The following is an 18,215-nucleotide window of genomic DNA, read 5'->3' as shown; positions in this document are numbered from 1 at the left end:
TATCCTGGGGGGTACCCTTCCAGCCGTCAGCGTGTCCCCTCCGCGCGCGGCCTCGCCGTCTACGCACAGGATGCGGGAGCTCTCTTGCCAGGTAACGCCACCACGCACTTCGACGATGTGGCCCTCGTATCGGTGGCGAGCGTCCTGCCCAGCCGCGTCACGACGTCGGACGACATCGAGGAGCGTCTGGCTCCCGCGCTCAAGCGCCTCAAGCTCAAGCCGGGGCTGCTGCGCCGCGTGGCGGGGGTGAACGAACGCCGCAACTGGGCCGAAGGCGAGTCCTCGGACGAGGCGACGATCGCCGCCGGCAAGCAGGCCCTCGCCGAGGCCGGCGTCGACCCGAGCGAGATCGGGCTGATCATCAACACGTCGGTCACCCGCAAGCACCTCGAGCCCTCGGTGGCGGTGCGCCTGCACCACGGCCTCGGCCTGCCCAGCTCGGCGATCAACTTCGACGTCGCCAACGCCTGCCTGGGCTTCATCAACGGCATGAGTCTGGCCGCCGGCATGATTCAGTCGGGCCAGGTCAAGTACGCCCTCATCGTCAACGGCGAGGATGCCGACGAGATCCAGGTCAACACGATCAACCGTCTCGTGCGCGAAGACCTCGACCGCGACGCCTTCATGCAGGAGTTCGCCTCGCTGACGCTCGGCTCCGGCGCCGCCGCGGCCGTCCTGGGCCGCGCGAGCGACCACCCCGAAGGGCACCGCATCGTAGGCGGTGTGACCCGCGCGGCGACGCAGTTCTACGACCTGTGCGTGGGAAGCGTCGACGGCATGTTCACCGACGCGAAGGCGCTGCTCAAGGGCGGTCTCGACCTCGTCGTCTCGGCGTGGAAAGAGGCCAAGGACGAGTTCTCGTGGACGGGCATGGACCGCTACGTCACCCACCAGGTCTCGTCGGTGCACACCTCGGCGATCGTGCGCGCGGCCAAGCTCGACCGCGAGCGCGTCCCGGTCACCTACCCGCACCTGGGCAACGTGGGCCCGGCATCCATTCCGATCACCCTCGCGGCCGAGCAGAAGACGCTGCGCCGGGGCGATCGCGTCCTGCTGATGGGAGTGGGCTCCGGCTTGAACACCGGCATGCTGGAGCTGGCCTGGTGAGCCGTCCCCGCGTGACGGGCCCGCAGGCCACCCTTGCCCCCTCGGGGCTGCCCGGTCTCGATCCGTCGCTCTCGCGACTGGTCGCCGTCGACGGCGTCCTCGCGGACGCCGGGGCGACACGCACGTGGCACATCCTCGACACCGGCGACGCCCTCGAGCGCCGCGGCGTCGAGCCGCTGGGCACCATCGTCGCGGTGCACGGCAACCCGACGTGGTCGTACCTGTGGCGCGCCCTCGTCGCCGCCTCGCTCGCCCGCGCCGACGCGGGCCGCCCCGCGTGGCGCGTCGTCGCCGTCGACCAGCTCGAGATGGGCTTCTCGGAGCGCACTCCCCTGCGCCGGACGCTGGCGCAGCGGATCGCCGACCTGGACGCGCTCGTCACCGAGCTCGGCATCCCGGGTCCGATCGTGACGCTCGGGCACGACTGGGGCGGACCCGTCTCGCTCGGCTGGGCCGTCGAGAACCGCGACCGTCTCGCGGCGGTCATGGCGCTGAACACCGCCGTGCACCACCCCGACGGGGCGGCGCTGCCGTTCGCGCTGCGCGTGGCCACGGCGCGGGGCATGCTCGCCGCCGGCACGACGGGCACGACCGCCTTCCTCGACGTCACCCTGGCCCTGGCCGACCTCGACCCGGCCGTGCGCGCGGCGTTCCGCAGCCCGTACGCGACCGTCGCGCGCCGGCGCGGGATCGGCGGATTCGTCGCCGACATCCCCGCGACCCCCGACCACGAGAGCACACCGGCGCTGCACCGCATGTCGGCGGGACTGCGCGAGCTGACGGTGCCCGCCCTGCTGCTGCGCGGACCGAAGGACCCCGTCTTCGGCGAGGACCACCTCGACGACCTCACCGAGCGGATGCCGCACGCCGACGTCCACCGCTTCGAAGGTGCCGGGCACCTGATCGCCGAGGAGCGCCCCTACGCCGACGTCGTCCTGGACTGGCTCGACGAGAAGGTGACGGATGCCGCGACCCCGCCGCCGCGCACCCGCCGTTCGTCCCGTGCGGCCGCGCCGGCCGCGAAGGACACGGGCCGCCTGTGGGACGCCCTCGTCGCCCGCCGCGCCGACGACGACACCGCCGTGATCGATATGAGCACGACCCGCCGAGCCGAGCCGCTGCGGGTCAGCTGGCGTCAGCTGGCCGCGCGCGTCGACGAGATCGCGGCCGGTCTCGACGCGTTCGGCGTCCGCGCGGGCGACCGCGTCTCGCTGCTGGTGCAACCGGGCCCGACGCTGACCGCCGCCCTCTACGCGTGCCTGCGCATCGGCGCCGTGGTGGTCGTGGCCGACCGGGGTCTCGGCATCCGGGGTCTGTCCCGCGCCGTACGCGGTGCGGTGCCCGACGTGGTCATCGGCGAGACGGCCGGCCTCGCCGCCGCGCGCGCCCTGGGCTGGCCCGGTCGCCGCATCTCGGCGGCGGCGCTTCCGGCCGCGTCGTCCCGCGCCCTGGGCGTCGAGGCGAGTCTGTCCGACCTCGCCCGCGCCGGTCGCGGACGCACCCTGCCCGAGCCGCCCCCCGCCGACGCCGACGCCGCGGTGCTCTTCACCTCGGGCTCGACGGGCCCGGCCAAGGGCGTCGTCTACACGCATGCGCAGCTCATCGCCCTGCGCGACACCCTCGCCGCGCACTTCGGCGTCACCGCCGAGACGGGCCTGGTGACCGGCTTCGCCCCGTTCGCCCTGCTGGGACCGGCCCTCGGCACCCGCTCGGCGACGCCCGACATGGACGTCTCAGCTCCGCGCACGCTGACCGCGGCCGCGGTCGCCGCGGCGGTGCGCGCCTCGGACGCGCGCATCGTCTTCCTCTCGCCCGCGGCCGTGGCCAACGTGGTCGCGACCTCTGCGGAGCTGACGGATGCCGATCGCGCGGCCCTGGGACGCGTCGAGACGTTCCTGTCCACCGGCGCCCCCGTCAGCGTCGACCTGCTGCGTCGTGCGCAGGCGCTCATGCCGAACGCCACGGCGCATACGCCCTACGGCATGACCGAGTGCCTGCTGGTGGCGGACGTGACCCTGCCCGAGATCGAGGCCGCGCGGGGCGACCGCGGCGTCTGCGTCGGTCGCCCCCTGGGCACGGGCGAGGTGCGGATCTCCGCCCTCGACGCCCTAGGTCGCGCGATCGGCGAGCCCACCACCGACACCGGTGTCACGGGCGAGATCGTCATCTCGGCACCGCACCTCAAGCGCGGGTACTTCCGCCTGCACCTCACCGACCGCGAGGCCCGCCGCGGCCTCGGCGAGCGGTGGCACCGCACCGGCGACGTCGGTCATCTCGACGCGGACGGACGCCTGTGGGTCGAGGGCCGCCTCCCCCACGTCATCACCACCGCGGACGGACCGGTCACGCCGGTCGGCGTCGAGCAGGACGTCGAAACGGTCGACGGCGTCTCGCGCGCCGCGGCGGTGGGCGTCGGCCCGGCGGGTCGTCAGGTGGTGGTCGCGGTCGCCGAGACCGATGATCGCCGCCCGGGGCTGGCATCGCCCGATCTGACCGACGCGGTGCGCGCGGCGACCGCGCAGCGCCTGGCCGCGGTGCTGGTCGTGCCGACCCTGCCGACCGACATCCGCCACAACTCCAAGATCGACCGCTCCCGTGTCGCGGCCTGGGCCGAGCGCGTCCTCGCGGGCGAGAAGCCGACGGCGCTGTGAAGGTCCTCGCCACCGGGGCGTCCGGGTTCCTCGGCCGGGCCGTCGTCGGCGCGCTGCTCGAGGCCGGCCACACGGTGCGCACGCTGCAGCGTCGCCCCTCGGGCGTCGCGGGCGCCGACGACCGGCTCGGTTCGGTGACGGATCCGGATGCCGTGGCATCCGCCCTCTCGGGAATCGACGGCGTCGTGCATCTGGCCGCGAAGGTGTCTCTCGCCGGGGACCCGGCCGACTTCCGCGCGGTGAACGTCGAGGGCACCCGCACGCTGCTGGACGCCGCCGCCGACGCGGGCGTCACGCGCATCGTGCACGTGTCGTCGCCGTCGGTCGCGCACGCGGGGCACGCCCTCGCCGGCGTCGGAGCCGAACCGGCGGATCCGTCCGCCGCGCACGGCGAGTACGCCCGCACGAAGGCCGAGGCCGAGCTGCTCGCGCTGTCACGGGCGGGCGATGGCACGGCACTCGTCGCGATCCGGCCGCACCTGGTGTGGGGACCGGGCGACACGCAGCTCATCGCGCGGGTCGTCGCGCGGGCCCGACGCGGCACGTTGCCACTGCTGGACGGGGGCACGGCGCTGATCGACTCGACCTACGTCGACAACGCGGCATCCGGGATCGCCGCCGCCCTCGAGCGCGTCGATCAGGTGAGCGGTCGCGCCTACGTGCTGACGAACGGCGAGCCGCGCCCGGTCGGCGATCTGCTGGCCGGGATCTGCCGCGCCTCGGGCGTGACGCCGCCGCGGTTCAGCGTGCCCGCGGGCCTGGCGAAGGCCGCGGGGTCGCTCATCGAGCGCGTGTGGGCGGTGCGCCCGGGCCAGGACGAGCCGCCCATGACGCGATTCCTCGCCGAGCAGCTGTCGACGGCGCACTGGTTCGATCAGACCGAGATCCGCCGCGACCTGCGCTGGACGCCCGCGGTGTCGATCGACGAGGGCCTGCGCCGCCTCTCGCGCGCCTGACGTTCGTCGCCCGGCGACCCCTCGTCCCCCTTCTGACGGCGCATGTCCCACTTTTGGTCGCCCCGCGCACCCGCAACCGACCAAAAGTGGGACGAGGGGTCCGCTGCCCACCCCGGCGACCCCTCGTCCCACTTCTGACGGCGCATGTCCCACTTTTGGTCGCCCCGCGCACCCGCAACCGACCAAAAGTGGGACGAGGGGTCCGCTGCCCCCGACGGCGGAAGGCCCGCCCCGCAGAGGGGACGGGCCTTCCGGATGCGCCAGCGGCGCGCGGCTCAGACCAGGTCGAACCGGTCGAGCTCGGTGACCTTGCGCCACGCGGCGACGAAGTCGCGCACGAACTTCTCCTTCGCGTCGTCCGAGGCGTAGACCTCGGCGAGCGCACGCAGCTCGGAGTTCGACGAGAACACCAGGTCGACGCGGGTGCCGACGCCGACTTTCTCGCCCGACCCGTCGCGCGTGCCCAGGAACGCGTGCTTGCCGGCATCCAGGGGCTTCCACGTCGTGCCCAGGTCGAGCAGGTTCGCGAAGACGTCGTTGGTCAGGGCGCCGGGGGTGTCGGTGAAGACGCCCCAGTCCGAGCCGTCCCAGTTTGCGCCGATCGCGCGCAGACCGCCGACGAGGACGGTCATCTCGGGTGCGGTGAGGGTCAGCAGGTTGGCCTTGTCGAGCAGCAGGAACTCCGCGGGCAGGCGCGTCTCGCGCGAGGCGTAGTTGCGGAAGCCGTCGGCGATCGGCTCGAGCCAGCGGAACGACTCGATCTCGGTCTGCTCCTGCGACGCGTCGGTGCGGCCCGGGGTGAAGGGCACCTCGACCTCGACGCCGCCGGCGAGGGCGGCCTGCTCGACACCCGCGTTGCCCGCGAGCACGATCAGGTCGGCGATCGAGACCTTCTTCTCGCCCTTCGCGTCGAACTCGGCCTTGATGCCCTCGAGGGTCTCGAGCACGGATGCCAGCTGCTCGGGGTTGTTGACCGTCCAGCTCTTCTGCGGCTCGAGGCGGATGCGCGCACCATTCACGCCCCCGCGCTTGTCGCTGCCGCGGAACGTGGATGCCGCGGCCCAGGTCGTCGTGACCAGCTGCTGCACCGAGAGGCCCCTGTCGAGGATCTGCTGCTTGAGGGCGGCGGCGTCGTCGGCGTCGATGAGGGCGTGGTCGACGGCGGGGACGGGGTCCTGCCACACCAGCACCTCGGCGGGGACCTCGGAGCCGAGGTAGCGCTCGCGCGGACCCATGTCGCGGTGGGTCAGCTTGAACCACGCGCGGGCGAAGGCGTCCTGGAAGGCGGCGGGGTCCTCGGCGAAGCGACGCGAGATCTTCTCGTAGGCCGGGTCGACGCGGAGGGCCAGGTCGCTGGTGAGCATGCGCGGCTCGCGGCGGCCCGCGGAGTGCGCCTCGGGGACGAGTCCCTCGCCGCCGCCGTTGACCGGACGCCACTGGTGCGCGCCCGCGGGGCTCTGGAAGAGCTCCCACTCGTAGCCGAACAGGATGTGGAAGAACTCGTTGTCCCAGCGGGTGGGGTGATACGTCCACGTGACCTCGAGGCCGCTGGTGATGGTGTCGTCGCCCTTGCCGGTGCCGTGGCTGTTCTTCCAGCCCAAGCCCTGGTCGTTGATGTCGGCGGCCTCGGGGTTGACGCCCACGTGCGAGTCGCTCGCCGCGCCGTGCGTCTTGCCGAAGGTGTGACCACCCGCGATGAGGGCGACGGTCTCTTCGTCGTTCATCGCCATGCGACCGAAGGTCTCGCGGATGTCGTTCGCGGACAGCTGCGGGTCGGGGTTGCCGTTGGGACCCTCAGGGTTGACGTAGATCAGACCCATCTGCACCGCGGCGAGCGGACGCTCGAGCTCGCGGTCGCCCGCGTAGCGCTCGTCGCCGAGCCAGGTGGTCTCGGGGCCCCAGTACACGTCGTCGTCGGGCTCCCACACGTCGGTGCGTCCACCGGCGAAGCCGAAGGTGGGGAAGCCCATGTCCTCGAGCGCGACGTTGCCGGCGAGGATCATGAGGTCGGCCCACGAGATCGACTGGCCGTACTTCTTCTTGACGGGCCACAGCAGGCGGCGGGCCTTGTCGAGGTTGACGTTGTCGGGCCAGCTGTTCAGCGGCGCGAAGCGCTGCATGCCCGCACCCGATCCGCCACGACCGTCGGTCACGCGGTAGGTGCCGGCGCTGTGCCAGGCCATGCGGATCATCAGGGGGCCGTAGTGGCCGAAGTCGGCGGGCCACCAGTCCTGCGAGGTCGTCATGACCTGCTGCAGGTCCTTCTTGACGGCGTCGAGGTCGAGGGCCTCGAAGGCCGCGCGGTAGTCGAAGCCCTCGTCCAGCGGGTCGCGCTGGGCGTTGTTCTTGGCGAGGATCTTCACGTTCAGGCTCTCGGGCCACCACACGCGGTTGGCCGATCCCTGGGTCGGGTGGGGCAGGGCTCCGGCGGGCTCGCTGTCGGCGGGCGCTTCGCCCACGGGGAGTCGGTTGTCGTCGGGGGCGGCGCCGTCGTGGAAGACGGGGCATCCGTTCAGCGTGTCGCTCATCGGGATCCTCTCGGTTTTTCGGCTTCGGATTCCGCTCGGCAGTCGGGGCACACGCCCCAGAACGTCACCTCGGCGGTCTCGATGACGAAACCGCTCCCCTCCGGCGCGTGCAGGCAGGGCGCGGCCCCGACGACGCAGTCCACGTCGTCGATGCGCCCGCACCGGGTGCACACCACGTGGTGGTGGTTGTCACCCACCCGCAGCTCGAAGGTGCCGGAGTGTCCGGCGGGTTCGATGCGGCGGGCCAGCCCCGCGTCGGCGAAATCGCCGAGCGCGTTGTAGACCGATTGCTTGCTCGTTCCGGGGAGGGATCCGACGAGGCGCGCGAAGACGTCGTCGGCGGTGGCGTGGGGCCGGTCGCGCAGGGCTTCGAGCACGGCGACGCGCGTCGCCGTCACCCGCAGCCCGGCACCGCGGATGAGAGCATCCGCGGTGGCATCCGGCTGGCTGTCGAGCATGCGACCAGCCTAGCTATTTTTGATTGAATCAAAAATGACACGCCGGTGAACGGAGGGAATCCCGGATGCCGTCATCCCGCCGTGAGCGTCGGAGTCCCCGCCTCGTACTCGGTGAGATCGCCCGTCTCGCCGGCCCGGGCCGCGCGACGGCCCATGATCAGCATGTAGAAGAGGAAGACGCCCAGGGCTGCCGCGCCGATCGCGATCTTGACCGGCCACGGCCAGTCGCGCGGGGTCACGAAGCCCTCGACGACGCCCGACAGCGCGAGGGCGAAGACCAGGCCCACGGCGACCGTCGCGAGCGATCGACCGGCCGCGGCGAGCGCCGCGGCGCGAGTGCGGCGACCGGGGGCCACCCACGCCCAGAAGATCTGCAGGCCCGCCGCCCCCGCGACGAAGATCGCCGTGAGCTCGAGCAGACCGTGCGGAAGGATGAACTGGAAGAACACGTCGGCGCGGTCGAAGGCGATCATGATGGCCGCGGAGCTGCCCACCCCCACGGCGTTCTGCATGATGACCATCACGGGCCAGAAGCCCGTCACCCCGAAGAGCACGCACTGCGCGGCGATCCAGGCGTTGTTGGTCCACACCGTCCCCGCGAAGATCGCGTTGGGGTTCTCGCGGTAGTAGCTCACGAACTGCTCGTCGGCGTAGTCCTGCAGCTGACTCTCGGACCCCAGGGCCGCGACGGCGGCGGGATCGCCCGAGATCCACAGGGCGACCAGCGTCGACACGGCGACGAAGAACACCGCCACCGCCACGGTCATCCACCGCACGCGGTACAGCGCCGCGGGCAGTTGCCGCACGAAGAAGCGCGGAACCTGCTTCAGGACGTTGTCGCGAACGCCGGTGAGGCGCAGCCGCGTCCGCGCGAGCAGGATCGAGACGTGGTCGCCCTGGTCGGTGCGTCCCGCCGACGTCTTGATGTCGGCCAGATCCGCGGATGCCGCGCGGTAGCGGGTGACGAGCTCGTCGACCTCGGGCCCGCTCAGGCGTCGTCGGCGGCCCAGTTCGTCGAGTCGCGCCCATTCCTCTCGCCGGGCGGCCGTGAGGGCGTCGAGGTCCATGTGGTCAACTGTACGCATGGCTTCGTCCTCGACTACCGCGGCCGCGGTCGCCCTCGTGCACACGGACGCGGATGAAACCCTCACGGGCGAGGCGGTCGCGCTCGACGTGCAGCCGGTCGGCTTCTTCCTGCGTCTGCTGAGCGCGGTCATCGACCTCATCGTCGGCGCCGTGGTGCTCGTCGGAGGGGTGCTGCTGCTCGGCGTGCTCATCGATCAGGGCGTGATCGCCGAGTCGGCGGTGAACATCGGGGTGATCTCGCTCATCGTGCTCGTCCTCGTCGTGCTGCCCACCGCGGTCGAGACGCTGTCGCGCGGGCGCAGCCTCGGCCGGCTGGCGGTGGGAGCGCGCATCGTGCGCACCGACGGCGGCGCGGCGGGCTTCCGTCAGGCCTTCATCCGCGCGCTGGCCGGGGTCCTCGAGATCTGGTTCACCCTGGGGGCGATCGCCGCCGTGGTCGGGATCTTCACCCCGCGCGCGCAGCGACTGGGCGACCTGCTCGCGGGCACCGCCAGCGAGCGCACGCGGACGCGTCCTCTCCCCCCGGCTGCGCCCGGCATCCCCGCGGGGATGGAGGCGTGGGCCGGTATCGCCGACGTCTCGCGACTGCCCGACCGGCTCGCCGCCCGCATCTCGCAGTTCGTCCGCGGAGCCGACGCGCTCGACCCGCCGGCACGCGCGCGCGTCGCCGCCGAGCTGTCCCACGCGGTGCGCCCCTTCGTGTCACCGGTTCCCGAGGTGGATGCCGAGATCCTCGTCCGAGCCGTGTCGGCGGTGCGGCGCGACCGCGAGTACCGCGCGCTGCTGCTCGAGAACGAGCGGGCCGCAGCCCTGACCGAACGCGCCTGAGCGAGCGGCGGACTCCCGGCATCCGCCCGAGAGGTCAGGCGCGCAGCGTCTCGTGACGCACGACGACCCAGCCCTTGGGGACCGAGAGCCGGTCGGCGTGGATCGCGCACAGATCGTGCGCGTGGGGGTCGCCCGCGCGCCCGAGGGGGCCCAGGGCCGCCATCTGGTCGCCGTAATCGTAGGTGAGGGTGCTCATCGCCTCGCGGGCGCATCCCACCTTCGAGCAGAGTCTGTCGCGCATCGCCGGTCAGCCTAGCCAGCACCTCCGACACCACGGCCGCGCCGCGCCGCCCGCCCCCGTTTCCACCCGCCCACCCTCGTTCTCCCCCCCTCCGCCCCCGGCCCGTGCACAACGGCGGGCGGATGCCGCGACACGCCGCCTCAGACCCGCCCACCCCCGGCGTGTCCCCACGACCCCCGCCGTTGTGCACGTCGGCGCCGCACCGCGCCGACCACCCGACCGCGCGAACGTAGGATGGCAGGCATGATGCGTCGCCGTTCCCGCGAAGCGCGACCGGTCGCCCGCCCCTCGCGACACGGCCGCCACGGTCGCGAGAACCGCAGCCCCGTGGTGCGCCCCCCGCTCCCGCCCATCGACACCCGTGTCGAGCGCTTCGACGTCGCCGTCGGCGCGGCCGCGGAGTTCCTGCGTTCGGCCTGGTCGGACCTGCGCGAGGTCTCGTTCGAGATCGGCATCATGCCCCCGGCGGCGGCCGACGGCATCCCGCGCTGGACGGTGCTGCGCGACGAGAAGCGCATCATTCTCTACCGCGTGCCGATCGAACGCCTCGGGCACCCCCACCACGACGACGATCTGCACCGGCGGATGATGATCGAGGGCGCCGTGTTCCGCGCGGCCGCCGAGTACCTCGACCGCGACCCGTGGGACCTCGGTCCCGAGCGCTTCCGCTTCTTCTGAGCCGCACGGCGCGTCGGCGGGGCGCTCAGGCCGCAGAGGCGTCCTTCACGCCGGCCGAGCGAGCCGCGCCCCGTCCGCCGGACCCCGGCCCTCCCGATGCCACGGCGGGACGGTCGCCACCGCCCCGCCCGCTCCCCTGAGAGGCCGGCCGATCACGGCCCCCGGCCCGCCCGGCCCTACGGCAGGACGGTCAACGCCGAGGCCGCGGCATCCGCGGGCCACAACGGATACGACGCGAGAGCGCCCGTTCCCACGTACGACGTCGACGCGCGCACCGGCGCCGTCGACTCGAGGCGGTAGACCCCCGCGGTCACCGGGACCGCGACCGATCCGTTCGCCGCGACCGTCGTCGACGTGGCCTCGCCGCCGTCGGCCGGTGTCAGCGTGACGGCGGCCTCGGCGTCGCCGGCGGCGAGCACGAGCGAGGCGCTGCTCCCGGCCCCGTCGGCGACCGCGACGACGGTCGGCGCCGAGATCTCGGGGGCGTCGGCGTACCAGGCGAAGTCGGCGCCCTCGCCGAAGCCGGTGGTCGACCACGTCGCGCCGACGATCGGGGCCGTCGCCGAGACGTCGACGGTGTAGGCCCCCGCCGACAGGCCCGACAGGTCGAGCGAGGTGGGAAGCCCCGCCGTCAGCGGCACGTCGGTGGGAGGGGTCGCGGATGCCGTGGCATCCACCGGGGTCACCGTCACCGTCGCGGTGGCGTCGGATCCGGGCGAGAGCAGTCGCAGCACGGTGCCCGCCTGACCCTCGGCGGAGGTGACGACCTGGACGCCCGGCATGACCAGACGCGTGTCGGCCTGGCGGGCGGGGGCGACCTGGTCGCTGCCGCCGGGCAGCAGGACGCGGGTGAGGCTGGCCTGCAGTGAGGCGTGGACCGGGGCGCCCGAGGCCTCGACGCGCACGACGGGGCTCTCCTCGCCGAGCAGGAGCCCCGCGAGGGGCACCACCCGGCGCTGACCGGCCGGGACGACGAGGTTCTGCCCGCTCGGCGGGGTCTGGACCCCCTGCGCGCCGTACACCGACAGCTGGACCGTCGCGGGGACGTCTCCGGGGTTGGCGAGGACGACGAGGTCGTTGGCTCCGGTTGTGGTCGCCCCGCCCACGAGCCAGGACTCGGCGAGGGGCGCGCGACACGCCGAGGCCGAGAAACCGATGAGGTCGGTCGACGCCACGGTCGCCGAGCCTGCCGCGGCGAGCGGCGTCGACGCGCGATCGCGCGGAGCCGCGCGCAGGGCCTGTGCGTCGCCCGAGCCGTCGGCGGTCGCTCCCGTCAGCGCGCTCGTCACGGCGGCGGAGTCGGCGGGACCGCTGACGATCTGCTGCGAGGCCGCGGCGGTCAGGCCGTTGGCGGAGTCGGCGCTGCGCCCGAGCGCGAGGAGCGGCCCGTCGCACGCCAGCAGCGTGTCGCTGGCCTCGGGCGTGGCGTCGACGCGGATCGGTTCCGCGCGGTACTGCGGCCAGGGCGCGGCGATCGCCGCAACCGTTCCGACCACGGCGGCGGCGGCCACCGCGGCACCCGCGATGAGTCGCGCGCTCGTGGCGGCGACGCGGACGAGTCGACGATCGCTCATCGGGTTCCTCCCGGGGTCGGGCCCACGATGCGCGGCGTGCGGCGCGCGGTGCGGCGAGACGCCGCCGTCGGGACGGCGAGCAGCAGGGCCACGACGATGACGCCGAGCGAGCCCAGGGCCACGAGGCGCTGCAGGCCCACGCGGTGGTCGTCGAGCGGGGCGCGCGGCGCGACCGCGGTGTTCACGCGCCACAGGTCGCCGCGCGAGGTGGCGCCGACCGGGTCGAGCAGGTCGCGCTGGTCCAGGGACGAGGCGGCGCTCAGGCGGTCTCCGCGGATGACGTCGGACTCCCCGTCGGGCGGGGAGGCGAGCAGGACGAAGGCGATGCCCTTCGCGGCGAGCTTCTCCACGACGTCGGTCGACGAGGGGGTGACGAGGTCGGCCGCCAGGCCCGCGAGCTCGGTGTCGCCCTCGTCGGCGGCGGTGCGGGTCGCCTGCACCGTGCTCTGGCCCGTCAGCGTCGCGCTGCCGCCCCAGACGACCTGCACGCGCAGACCGTCGTTGCGGGGGTCGAGCACGATCGTGCCGATGTCGAGCGAGCCGCGTCCCTCGGCCGCGACGTAGGCGGGCAGGGTCGAGACCGGTCCGTTCGTCACGACGGTGCGCCCGCTCTCGGGCCCGGCGGCGGTGGCGGTGAGGGCGGGGGCGACCGCGACCGCGAGCGGCAGGAGCGCCAGCAGGGCGCCGATCGGGCGCAACGCCGACACCCGCACGTGCACACCCGCGTCGAGAGCGATCACGGCGGCGCCCACCAGGCCCACCCAGGCGAGGCTGAGACCCGCGCCCGGCCACAGCGCGACGGCGGTCGAGTGGTCGAACGACACGGCGATGCCCACGGCGGCGAAGGCGGTCGCGAGCCCGGTGACCGCGATGACGATCAAGCCGGATGCCGCGATCCACCGCGGAGTGAGCACCGACAGCAGCGCGAGGACGGCCAGCGGCGCGATCAGCAGACCTACCCACCACACCGTTCCGCCGGTGAGGCTCGCCCATCCGCCCGGGTCCGAGGTCGGGAAGCCGGCCGCGAGCAGGGCGCGTCCGAGTGGATCGGCTGCGGCTTCGGCGCCCGCGTACGGAAGGCCCGGGTCGGCGAGCAGACCCCAGGGGTTGCCGGCGCGCACCTGCGTCCAGACGAGCGGAGCGAAGACCACCGCCGAGGGCACGACGAGCCACACCACGCGCGCGATGCCCCGGCCGGCCACCAGAGCGACCACCACGAGCGCCGCCGACCACAGCACGACCACCGCGGGCGCCAGCGAGGGCGCGCACGCGAGCACCGCGATGAGCAGAACGGATGCCGCTCCCGCCGGCGCCCACGAGCGGTGCGCCACACTCGCGGCGAAGAACAGCCACGGCAGCAGCAGGTGCAGCAGCACCGGCGCGGGGCGGCCCTCGTTGAGGGCGGCGAGGAAGGTGGGGGCGAGGGCCCACGCGACGGCGGCGACGATGCGCAGCAGCGACGACTCGGTGACGCGGGTCGCGGCGAACCAGCCGCCGAGCACCGCGAGCGGAAGAGCAAGCACCCACAGCACGACGAATGCGCGCGAGGGGTCGCCGGGCGACAGCGTGCCGAGCAGCGCGACGAGCGCCGAGAACGGGTCGGCCGGGCCCACGGCATCCCACCCGAGAGGACGTGCGCCCCACGCCGCGTCCTGCCAGAGCTGGGTGACCGTGGCGCGCAGGGGGACGAGGCCTCCCCCACCCAGCACGGGCCAGGCGAGCAGCGGAGCGAACAGGGCCGCCGACACGGCGAGCGCGCCCAGCACCGCCCACGCGCCGCCGCCGGTGAAGAAACGCAGCTCGGAGCGCACGGGAGCGTCGGGATCGGCGACGTCGCCCTCCCAGCGCATGCGCATGTCGGCGCGCGAGACGCGCAGCGGCGCGATGCGCGACCATCCGACGCGGCGCGAGGTGCGGATGCGCCGGCGGGCGCGCGCGACGGCGGCGGGTCGGGCCATCACCAGCAGGGTGGCACCGAACTCCGGGAGCACGCGGTAGGGGACCTTGGTCACCAGGTGCATCACCGTCCGCCACAGCGCGAGCGGCAGGAACGACAGCCAGTGCAGCAGGACGACCGCCGCCGGCGCGTACACGAGCCGTCGGTGCAGCTGTGCGGTGCGGGTCGCGAAAGCGCGGCGGCGCGCGCGTCGGCGTCCGCGGGCCATGGCGGCGACCCCGTCGCCGGCGACGGCGACGCGGGCCGAGGGCACCAGTGAGACGAGGTGGCCGGCCAGTCGGGCGCGCACGCCCAGGTCGAGGCCCTCGTCGGCGCCGCCGAGGGCGGGGTCGAGGCCGCCCAGGGCCGTCCAGGCGTCGCGGCGGACGAGGACGCCGCGGATGTCGGAGCCGAGCACGTCGGCGTCGGTGTCGCGCTGGCCCTGGTCGAACTCCCCCGCGGCGAGCTCGACCGTGTTGCCGTAGCGGTTCATGCTCACGCCGAGCGACAGGATCGAGTCGCGGTCGTCCCAGGCGACGAGCTTCGGCGCGGCGACGACGAGCGGCGGCGACAGTTCGAGAGCCCCGGCGAGACGCACGAGGGCGTCGGGGTCGGGCGCGGTGTCCTGCGCGAGCAGCCAGACCGCGTCGCCCGTGAGGCGCGGGGTGGCGAGAGCCGTGGCGGCGGCGAAGGTGGTTCCCGCGGATGCCGTGATCACACCCTCGGCGCCCGACGAGGCGGCCAGGCGGGTCAGCGCCGGGTCGGCGCCGCAGAGGACGATCGTGAGCGCGTCGACCGGTCGACTCTGCGCGGCGAGAGCGGCGAGGGTGCGTTCCAGGTGGTCCGCGGCGGGCGTGCGTCCTTCGGGACGCACGACGAGGATGGCGTGTACACGGGCGGGCATGACGCGGATCAGCCTAGGCGGGCGTTCCGTCGATCACGGACGCCGCGCCGTCGGGACGAGGATCGTGGGCGCGGGGGTTCAGGCGCGACGCTTGAGCTTGCGGCGCTCGCGCTCGCTCAGACCGCCCCAGATGCCGAAGCGCTCGTCGTTCTGCAGCGCGTATTCGAGGCACTCGGACTTGACGTCGCACGAGGTGCAGATGCGCTTGGCATCGCGGGTCGAGCCGCCCTTCTCGGGGAAGAACGCCTCGGGGTCGGTCTGCGAGCACAGCGCGTCGGTCTGCCACGCGAGGGTGTTCTCTTCGGTGGCGTCGATGTCGCGACGGACGCCGGGTACACCCAGGTCGACCGGATCGACGAACCAATTGTCCGGGACACCGGACCGGTACTGCGACGTCGCCATATCGTCCTCCGCCTCGTTCAAGCCCCCATGACGCGGTTCCGCGCAGTCATAATTACACCCGTGTGATTCGGATTGGTCAAGTCGCGGATCGTAAACCCTCAAGGCCGACGTGAACCTTTACGATCCGCCACGGCGTGTCGCGGGTCATGCCCCCGGCATCGCGACGAAGACCTCGCCGCCCCCGTCGGCGACCAGCGGCGACTCGTCGGGCGTCGCCAGCGCCGCCTGCCCGGGACGCAGCGCGATGCGATCCCCGGATGCACCGGTGAGGGTCGTCCCGCCGGCCACGCCGAGCACGATCGACACCCCGCCGAGCTCGAGACGCGCGGGCTCGCCGGCGACGAGATGCCCGAGCGCGAAGTCCGCGATCCCGGGAGCGAACACCTCGGCGCCCGCGCCCGCCGGCGTCGCCGCCAGGAAGGGCGGCTCCGCCGGACGGAAGTCCACCAGCGCCAGCAGCTCGTCGACGTCGATGTGCTTGGGCGTCAGGCCCCCGCGCAGCACGTTGTCGCTCGCCGCCATGATCTCCACGCCCAGACCGGCGACATAGGCGTGCAGCACACCCGCGGGCACGAAGATCGCCTCGCCCCGGCGCAGTTCGACCAGGTTCATCAGCAGGGCGACGACGATGCCCGGGTCGGCCGGGTAGGCGCGGTGCAGCGACCGCGTCAGTGCCAGCTCGGCACCGAATCCCTCGGAAGAGGTGGATGCCGCGGCATCCACGATCTCTTCGATCTCGGCGGGACGCGCCGCGCCGAGCAGCCACCCGATCGTCGAACGCAGGGCCTCGGCGGGGTCGCCCGCCGAGAGGTGTCCGCGCAGCGTGCGGACGGCCGGGGCATCACCGAGGGAGTCGACCAGCGCGCGCGTCGCCGCGATGTCGCGCAGACCCGCGAGGGCGGTGAACGTGTCGCTCAGGGCGACGATCACCTCGGGTTTGTGGTTGTCGTCCTTGTAGTTGCGCTCCCCCGCGTCGCGCGGCACGCCGGCCGCCTCTTCGCGCGCGAAGCCCTCGACGGCCTGCTCTTTCGACGGGTGCACCTGGATCGACAGAGGCGCGCCCGCCGCCAGCAGCTTGAGCAGGTAGGGCAGCTTCTCGGGGATGCCGTGCGCGGCGGCGACGGCGGGCAGCCACGCGTCGAGCGTGCGGCCCGTGCCGTCGAGAACCTCGGCGGGCGAACCGGGGTGGTCGCCGAACCACACCTCGGCCTCGGGCGCACCCGAGGGTTCGCGGCCCTCGAGGTCGGCGATCAGCGTCGGGCTCCCCCAGGCGTAGTCGCGGGGCGTGTTCGAGAGGGGGATCAGCACGCCCGACAGCTTACTTCGCACCCCTGTACCGACGGATGCCGACGGGTAGCCTGAGCACACCATGGCGATGTACACGAACCACCCCGTGTCGGCGCTGCCGACGGCGCCGACACGCGAGACCACCGGGCACCTGCTGCTGCGGGCCTGGTGCGTTTTCCTGCTCGTCCTCGCGCTGGGCGGAGTCGGCCTGGTCAACGCCGTCGGCCCCATCGTCACCGCCGTCGTCGTCATCGCCTCGGCGATGGTCTCCGCGGTCGTCTGGCTGGTCACGCGCCCGCCGCTGGCCGTGCGACGCCTGCCCTGGCTCGCCTTCGGCTACCTCGCGTGGGCGACCGCGTCGATCGCGTGGAGCGCGTGGCCCGCGGCATCCGTGCTCACCTGGCTGCTGCTCGTGATCACGACGTTCCAGGGCCTGTTCGTGGGAGCCGTGCTGACCTGGCGCGACGTCGTGCGGGCGGTCGCCTCGGCGGCGAAGTGGGTCGTGGGGCTGTCGCTGCTGTTCGAGGTCGCCGTCTCGCTGCTCGTGCGGGGCCCGCTGCTGCCGGGCTTCGTGATCCCGTCCGAAGGGACGGACCCCGTCGCCTACTGGTCGCGCGACAACCTGCTCGACGGCGGACGCATCCAGGGCGTGTTCGGCAACGCCAACCTGCTCGCCGCCGTCATGCTCGTCGCCATCATCGTCTTCGCCGTGCGTCTGGCCGCCGGAGCCCCGCGGCGCGTGCTGCTGTGGGTGTGGATCGCCGTGGCGGCGTTCCTTTTCGTTCGAGCGGGCTCGGCGACGGCCTACATCGCCGCCGCCTTCGTCGCGCTGGTGCTCGGGACCGTCCTGGTCATGCGCACCGCGCGGCGCCCCGGCGAGCGCACGCGCTGGTACCTGCTCTACGCCGCGATCGGCCTGGGCGGCGGCGCCGCCATCTGGTTCGGCCGCGACGCCCTGTTCGGCGTGCTCGGCCGGGGAGCCGACCTGGTCGGACGCGAGGGCGTCTGGGCGGAGGTCATCGCGCGCGCCGATCAGCGTCCGTTCATCGGGTGGGGGTTCTCCACTCCCTGGATCGCCACCGAACCCCTCATCGACGGATGGATCATCGACGACGGGCGCACCGCCGTGCAGGCGCACTCGATGTGGCTCGACGCGTACCTGCAGCTCGGTGGCATCGGCGTCTTCCTGCTCGCTCTCGTCTTCCTCGCCTACGTGTGGCGGTCCTGGTTCTTCGCCGTCGACCGGCCCCGCTGGGACCTGCGCGACGACCGTCCGCACTCCCCGCTCACCCTGCTGCCCACGCTGATCGGCGCCCTGCTCGTGGTGCAGGGGCTCACCGAGTCGGGGCCGCTGCTGCTCTGGGGCTGGATGTTCGTCGTGCTGTTCGGCGCCAAGATCAAGCAGACGCCGCTGGTGGGTGTCGGGCCCAGCGAGCAGAGCATCTCGATCGAGCGGGGCGAGCTCCCCCAGCCGTCCTGAGTGCGCGTCGGGGCGGCATCCGCTCAGGGCGCCGTCCGACGCGCCGGGTAGACTTCCCGCTGGCCACCCGCGGCCCCTGCGCCTAGACGAAAGACTCCT

The 18,215-nt window shown here is 73.4% G+C and carries 14 protein-coding genes; 6 read left to right on the top strand and 8 right to left on the bottom strand.

Going from position 1 to position 18,215, the window contains the following annotated elements; all coding sequences use genetic code 11:
* The first annotated feature begins 84 nt into the window (after positions 1–84).
* From DC432_RS00625 to DC432_RS00615, 3 genes are read left to right on the top strand one after another with little or no spacing between them, the layout of a single operon-like run.
* Complete coding sequence (locus DC432_RS00625; protein ID WP_116536237.1) at positions 85–1,107, top strand: 3-oxoacyl-ACP synthase III; 1,023 nt, start codon at positions 85–87, stop codon at positions 1,105–1,107.
* The gene (locus tag DC432_RS00620; protein ID WP_116536236.1) at positions 1,104–3,758 is read left to right on the top strand and encodes an alpha/beta fold hydrolase; all 2,655 of its coding nucleotides are present in this window, start codon (positions 1,104–1,106) and stop codon (positions 3,756–3,758) included. Before DC432_RS00625 ends, DC432_RS00620 begins: the two co-directional genes overlap by 4 nt.
* Entirely contained in the window at positions 3,755–4,714 is a 960-nt protein-coding gene (locus DC432_RS00615; protein WP_116536235.1) for an NAD-dependent epimerase/dehydratase family protein, read from the top strand. The genes DC432_RS00620 and DC432_RS00615 overlap by 4 nt, the downstream gene beginning before the upstream one ends.
* Before the next feature lie 275 nt (positions 4,715–4,989).
* On the opposite strand, the gene katG is transcribed toward DC432_RS00615, so the two are convergent.
* From katG to DC432_RS00600, 3 genes are all read right to left on the bottom strand, one after another.
* Positions 4,990–7,242: a catalase/peroxidase HPI gene (gene katG / locus DC432_RS00610; protein ID WP_116536234.1), complete on the bottom strand. Its 2,253-nt coding sequence runs from the start codon at positions 7,240–7,242 to the stop codon at positions 4,990–4,992.
* Positions 7,239–7,700 (bottom strand): Fur family transcriptional regulator, encoded by a 462-nt coding sequence (locus tag DC432_RS00605; RefSeq protein ID WP_116536233.1) that lies wholly within the window; start codon positions 7,698–7,700, stop codon positions 7,239–7,241. The genes katG and DC432_RS00605 overlap by 4 nt, the downstream gene beginning before the upstream one ends.
* Before the next feature lie 71 nt (positions 7,701–7,771).
* A complete protein-coding gene (locus DC432_RS00600; protein WP_116536232.1) occupies positions 7,772–8,767 on the bottom strand; it encodes a stage II sporulation protein M in 996 nt (331 codons plus the stop codon).
* A gap of 16 nt (positions 8,768–8,783) precedes the next feature.
* Here DC432_RS00600 and DC432_RS00595 point away from each other — a divergent pair, with 16 nt between their 5' ends.
* Positions 8,784–9,614 carry an RDD family protein gene (locus DC432_RS00595; RefSeq protein WP_116536231.1) on the top strand — a complete coding sequence of 277 codons (831 nt, stop codon included), beginning with the start codon at positions 8,784–8,786 and terminating at the stop codon, positions 9,612–9,614.
* Positions 9,615–9,648: 34 nt separating this feature from the next.
* On the opposite strand, the gene DC432_RS00590 is transcribed toward DC432_RS00595, so the two are convergent.
* Positions 9,649–9,855, bottom strand: coding sequence for a DUF3499 family protein (locus DC432_RS00590; RefSeq protein ID WP_108320734.1), 207 nt, complete (start codon positions 9,853–9,855; stop codon positions 9,649–9,651).
* A 246-nt stretch (positions 9,856–10,101) separates the two neighbouring features.
* On the opposite strand from DC432_RS00590, the gene DC432_RS00585 reads away from it, so the two are divergent.
* Complete coding sequence (locus DC432_RS00585) at positions 10,102–10,533, top strand: hypothetical protein (protein ID WP_243392968.1); 432 nt, start codon at positions 10,102–10,104, stop codon at positions 10,531–10,533.
* 176 nt (positions 10,534–10,709) lie between these two features.
* On the opposite strand, the gene DC432_RS00580 is transcribed toward DC432_RS00585, so the two are convergent.
* From DC432_RS00580 to manA, 4 genes are all read right to left on the bottom strand, one after another.
* Positions 10,710–12,107, bottom strand: a complete 1,398-nt coding sequence (locus tag DC432_RS00580; protein ID WP_116536230.1) for a DUF5719 family protein — start codon at positions 12,105–12,107, stop codon at positions 10,710–10,712.
* On the bottom strand, positions 12,104–14,947 hold the full coding sequence (locus DC432_RS00575) for a glycosyltransferase (protein WP_116536229.1): 2,844 nt from the start codon (positions 14,945–14,947) through the stop codon (positions 12,104–12,106). The genes DC432_RS00580 and DC432_RS00575 overlap by 4 nt, the downstream gene beginning before the upstream one ends.
* Positions 14,948–15,025: 78 nt before the next feature.
* Entirely contained in the window at positions 15,026–15,349 is a 324-nt protein-coding gene (locus tag DC432_RS00570) for a WhiB family transcriptional regulator (RefSeq protein ID WP_058232110.1), read from the bottom strand.
* Between the two features lie 144 nt (positions 15,350–15,493).
* The gene (gene manA, locus DC432_RS00565) at positions 15,494–16,657 is read right to left on the bottom strand and encodes a mannose-6-phosphate isomerase, class I (protein ID WP_116536228.1); all 1,164 of its coding nucleotides are present in this window, start codon (positions 16,655–16,657) and stop codon (positions 15,494–15,496) included.
* Positions 16,658–16,718: 61 nt separating this feature from the next.
* Here manA and DC432_RS00560 point away from each other — a divergent pair, with 61 nt between their 5' ends.
* Complete coding sequence (locus DC432_RS00560; RefSeq protein WP_116536227.1) at positions 16,719–18,116, top strand: O-antigen ligase family protein; 1,398 nt, start codon at positions 16,719–16,721, stop codon at positions 18,114–18,116.
* Positions 18,117–18,215: the final 99 nt, after the last annotated feature.

The sequence above is a fragment of the Microbacterium testaceum genome, assembly GCF_003075375.1.
Classification (GTDB): domain Bacteria; phylum Actinomycetota; class Actinomycetes; order Actinomycetales; family Microbacteriaceae; genus Microbacterium; species Microbacterium testaceum_E.
The sequence above is the reverse complement of the archived record's forward strand: the minus strand, read 5'-3'. Positions and strand labels throughout refer to the sequence as shown.

Excerpts from the sequence above, each read along its gene's own strand:
- katG (WP_116536234.1), bottom strand. The coding sequence starts at position 7,242 with ATGAGCGACACGCTGAACGGATGCCCCGTCTTCCACGACGGCGCCGCC.
- DC432_RS00605 (WP_116536233.1), bottom strand. The coding sequence starts at position 7,700 with ATGCTCGACAGCCAGCCGGATGCCACCGCGGATGCTCTCATCCGCGGT.
- DC432_RS00600 (WP_116536232.1), bottom strand. The coding sequence starts at position 8,767 with ATGGACCTCGACGCCCTCACGGCCGCCCGGCGAGAGGAATGGGCGCGA.
- DC432_RS00595 (WP_116536231.1), top strand. The coding sequence starts at position 8,784 with ATGGCTTCGTCCTCGACTACCGCGGCCGCGGTCGCCCTCGTGCACACG.
- DC432_RS00590 (WP_108320734.1), bottom strand. The coding sequence starts at position 9,855 with ATGCGCGACAGACTCTGCTCGAAGGTGGGATGCGCCCGCGAGGCGATG.
- DC432_RS00585 (WP_243392968.1), top strand. The coding sequence starts at position 10,102 with ATGCGTCGCCGTTCCCGCGAAGCGCGACCGGTCGCCCGCCCCTCGCGA.
- DC432_RS00580 (WP_116536230.1), bottom strand. The coding sequence starts at position 12,107 with ATGAGCGATCGTCGACTCGTCCGCGTCGCCGCCACGAGCGCGCGACTC.
- DC432_RS00575 (WP_116536229.1), bottom strand. The coding sequence starts at position 14,947 with ATGCCCGCCCGTGTACACGCCATCCTCGTCGTGCGTCCCGAAGGACGC.
- DC432_RS00570 (WP_058232110.1), bottom strand. The coding sequence starts at position 15,349 with ATGGCGACGTCGCAGTACCGGTCCGGTGTCCCGGACAATTGGTTCGTC.
- DC432_RS00560 (WP_116536227.1), top strand. The coding sequence starts at position 16,719 with ATGGCGATGTACACGAACCACCCCGTGTCGGCGCTGCCGACGGCGCCG.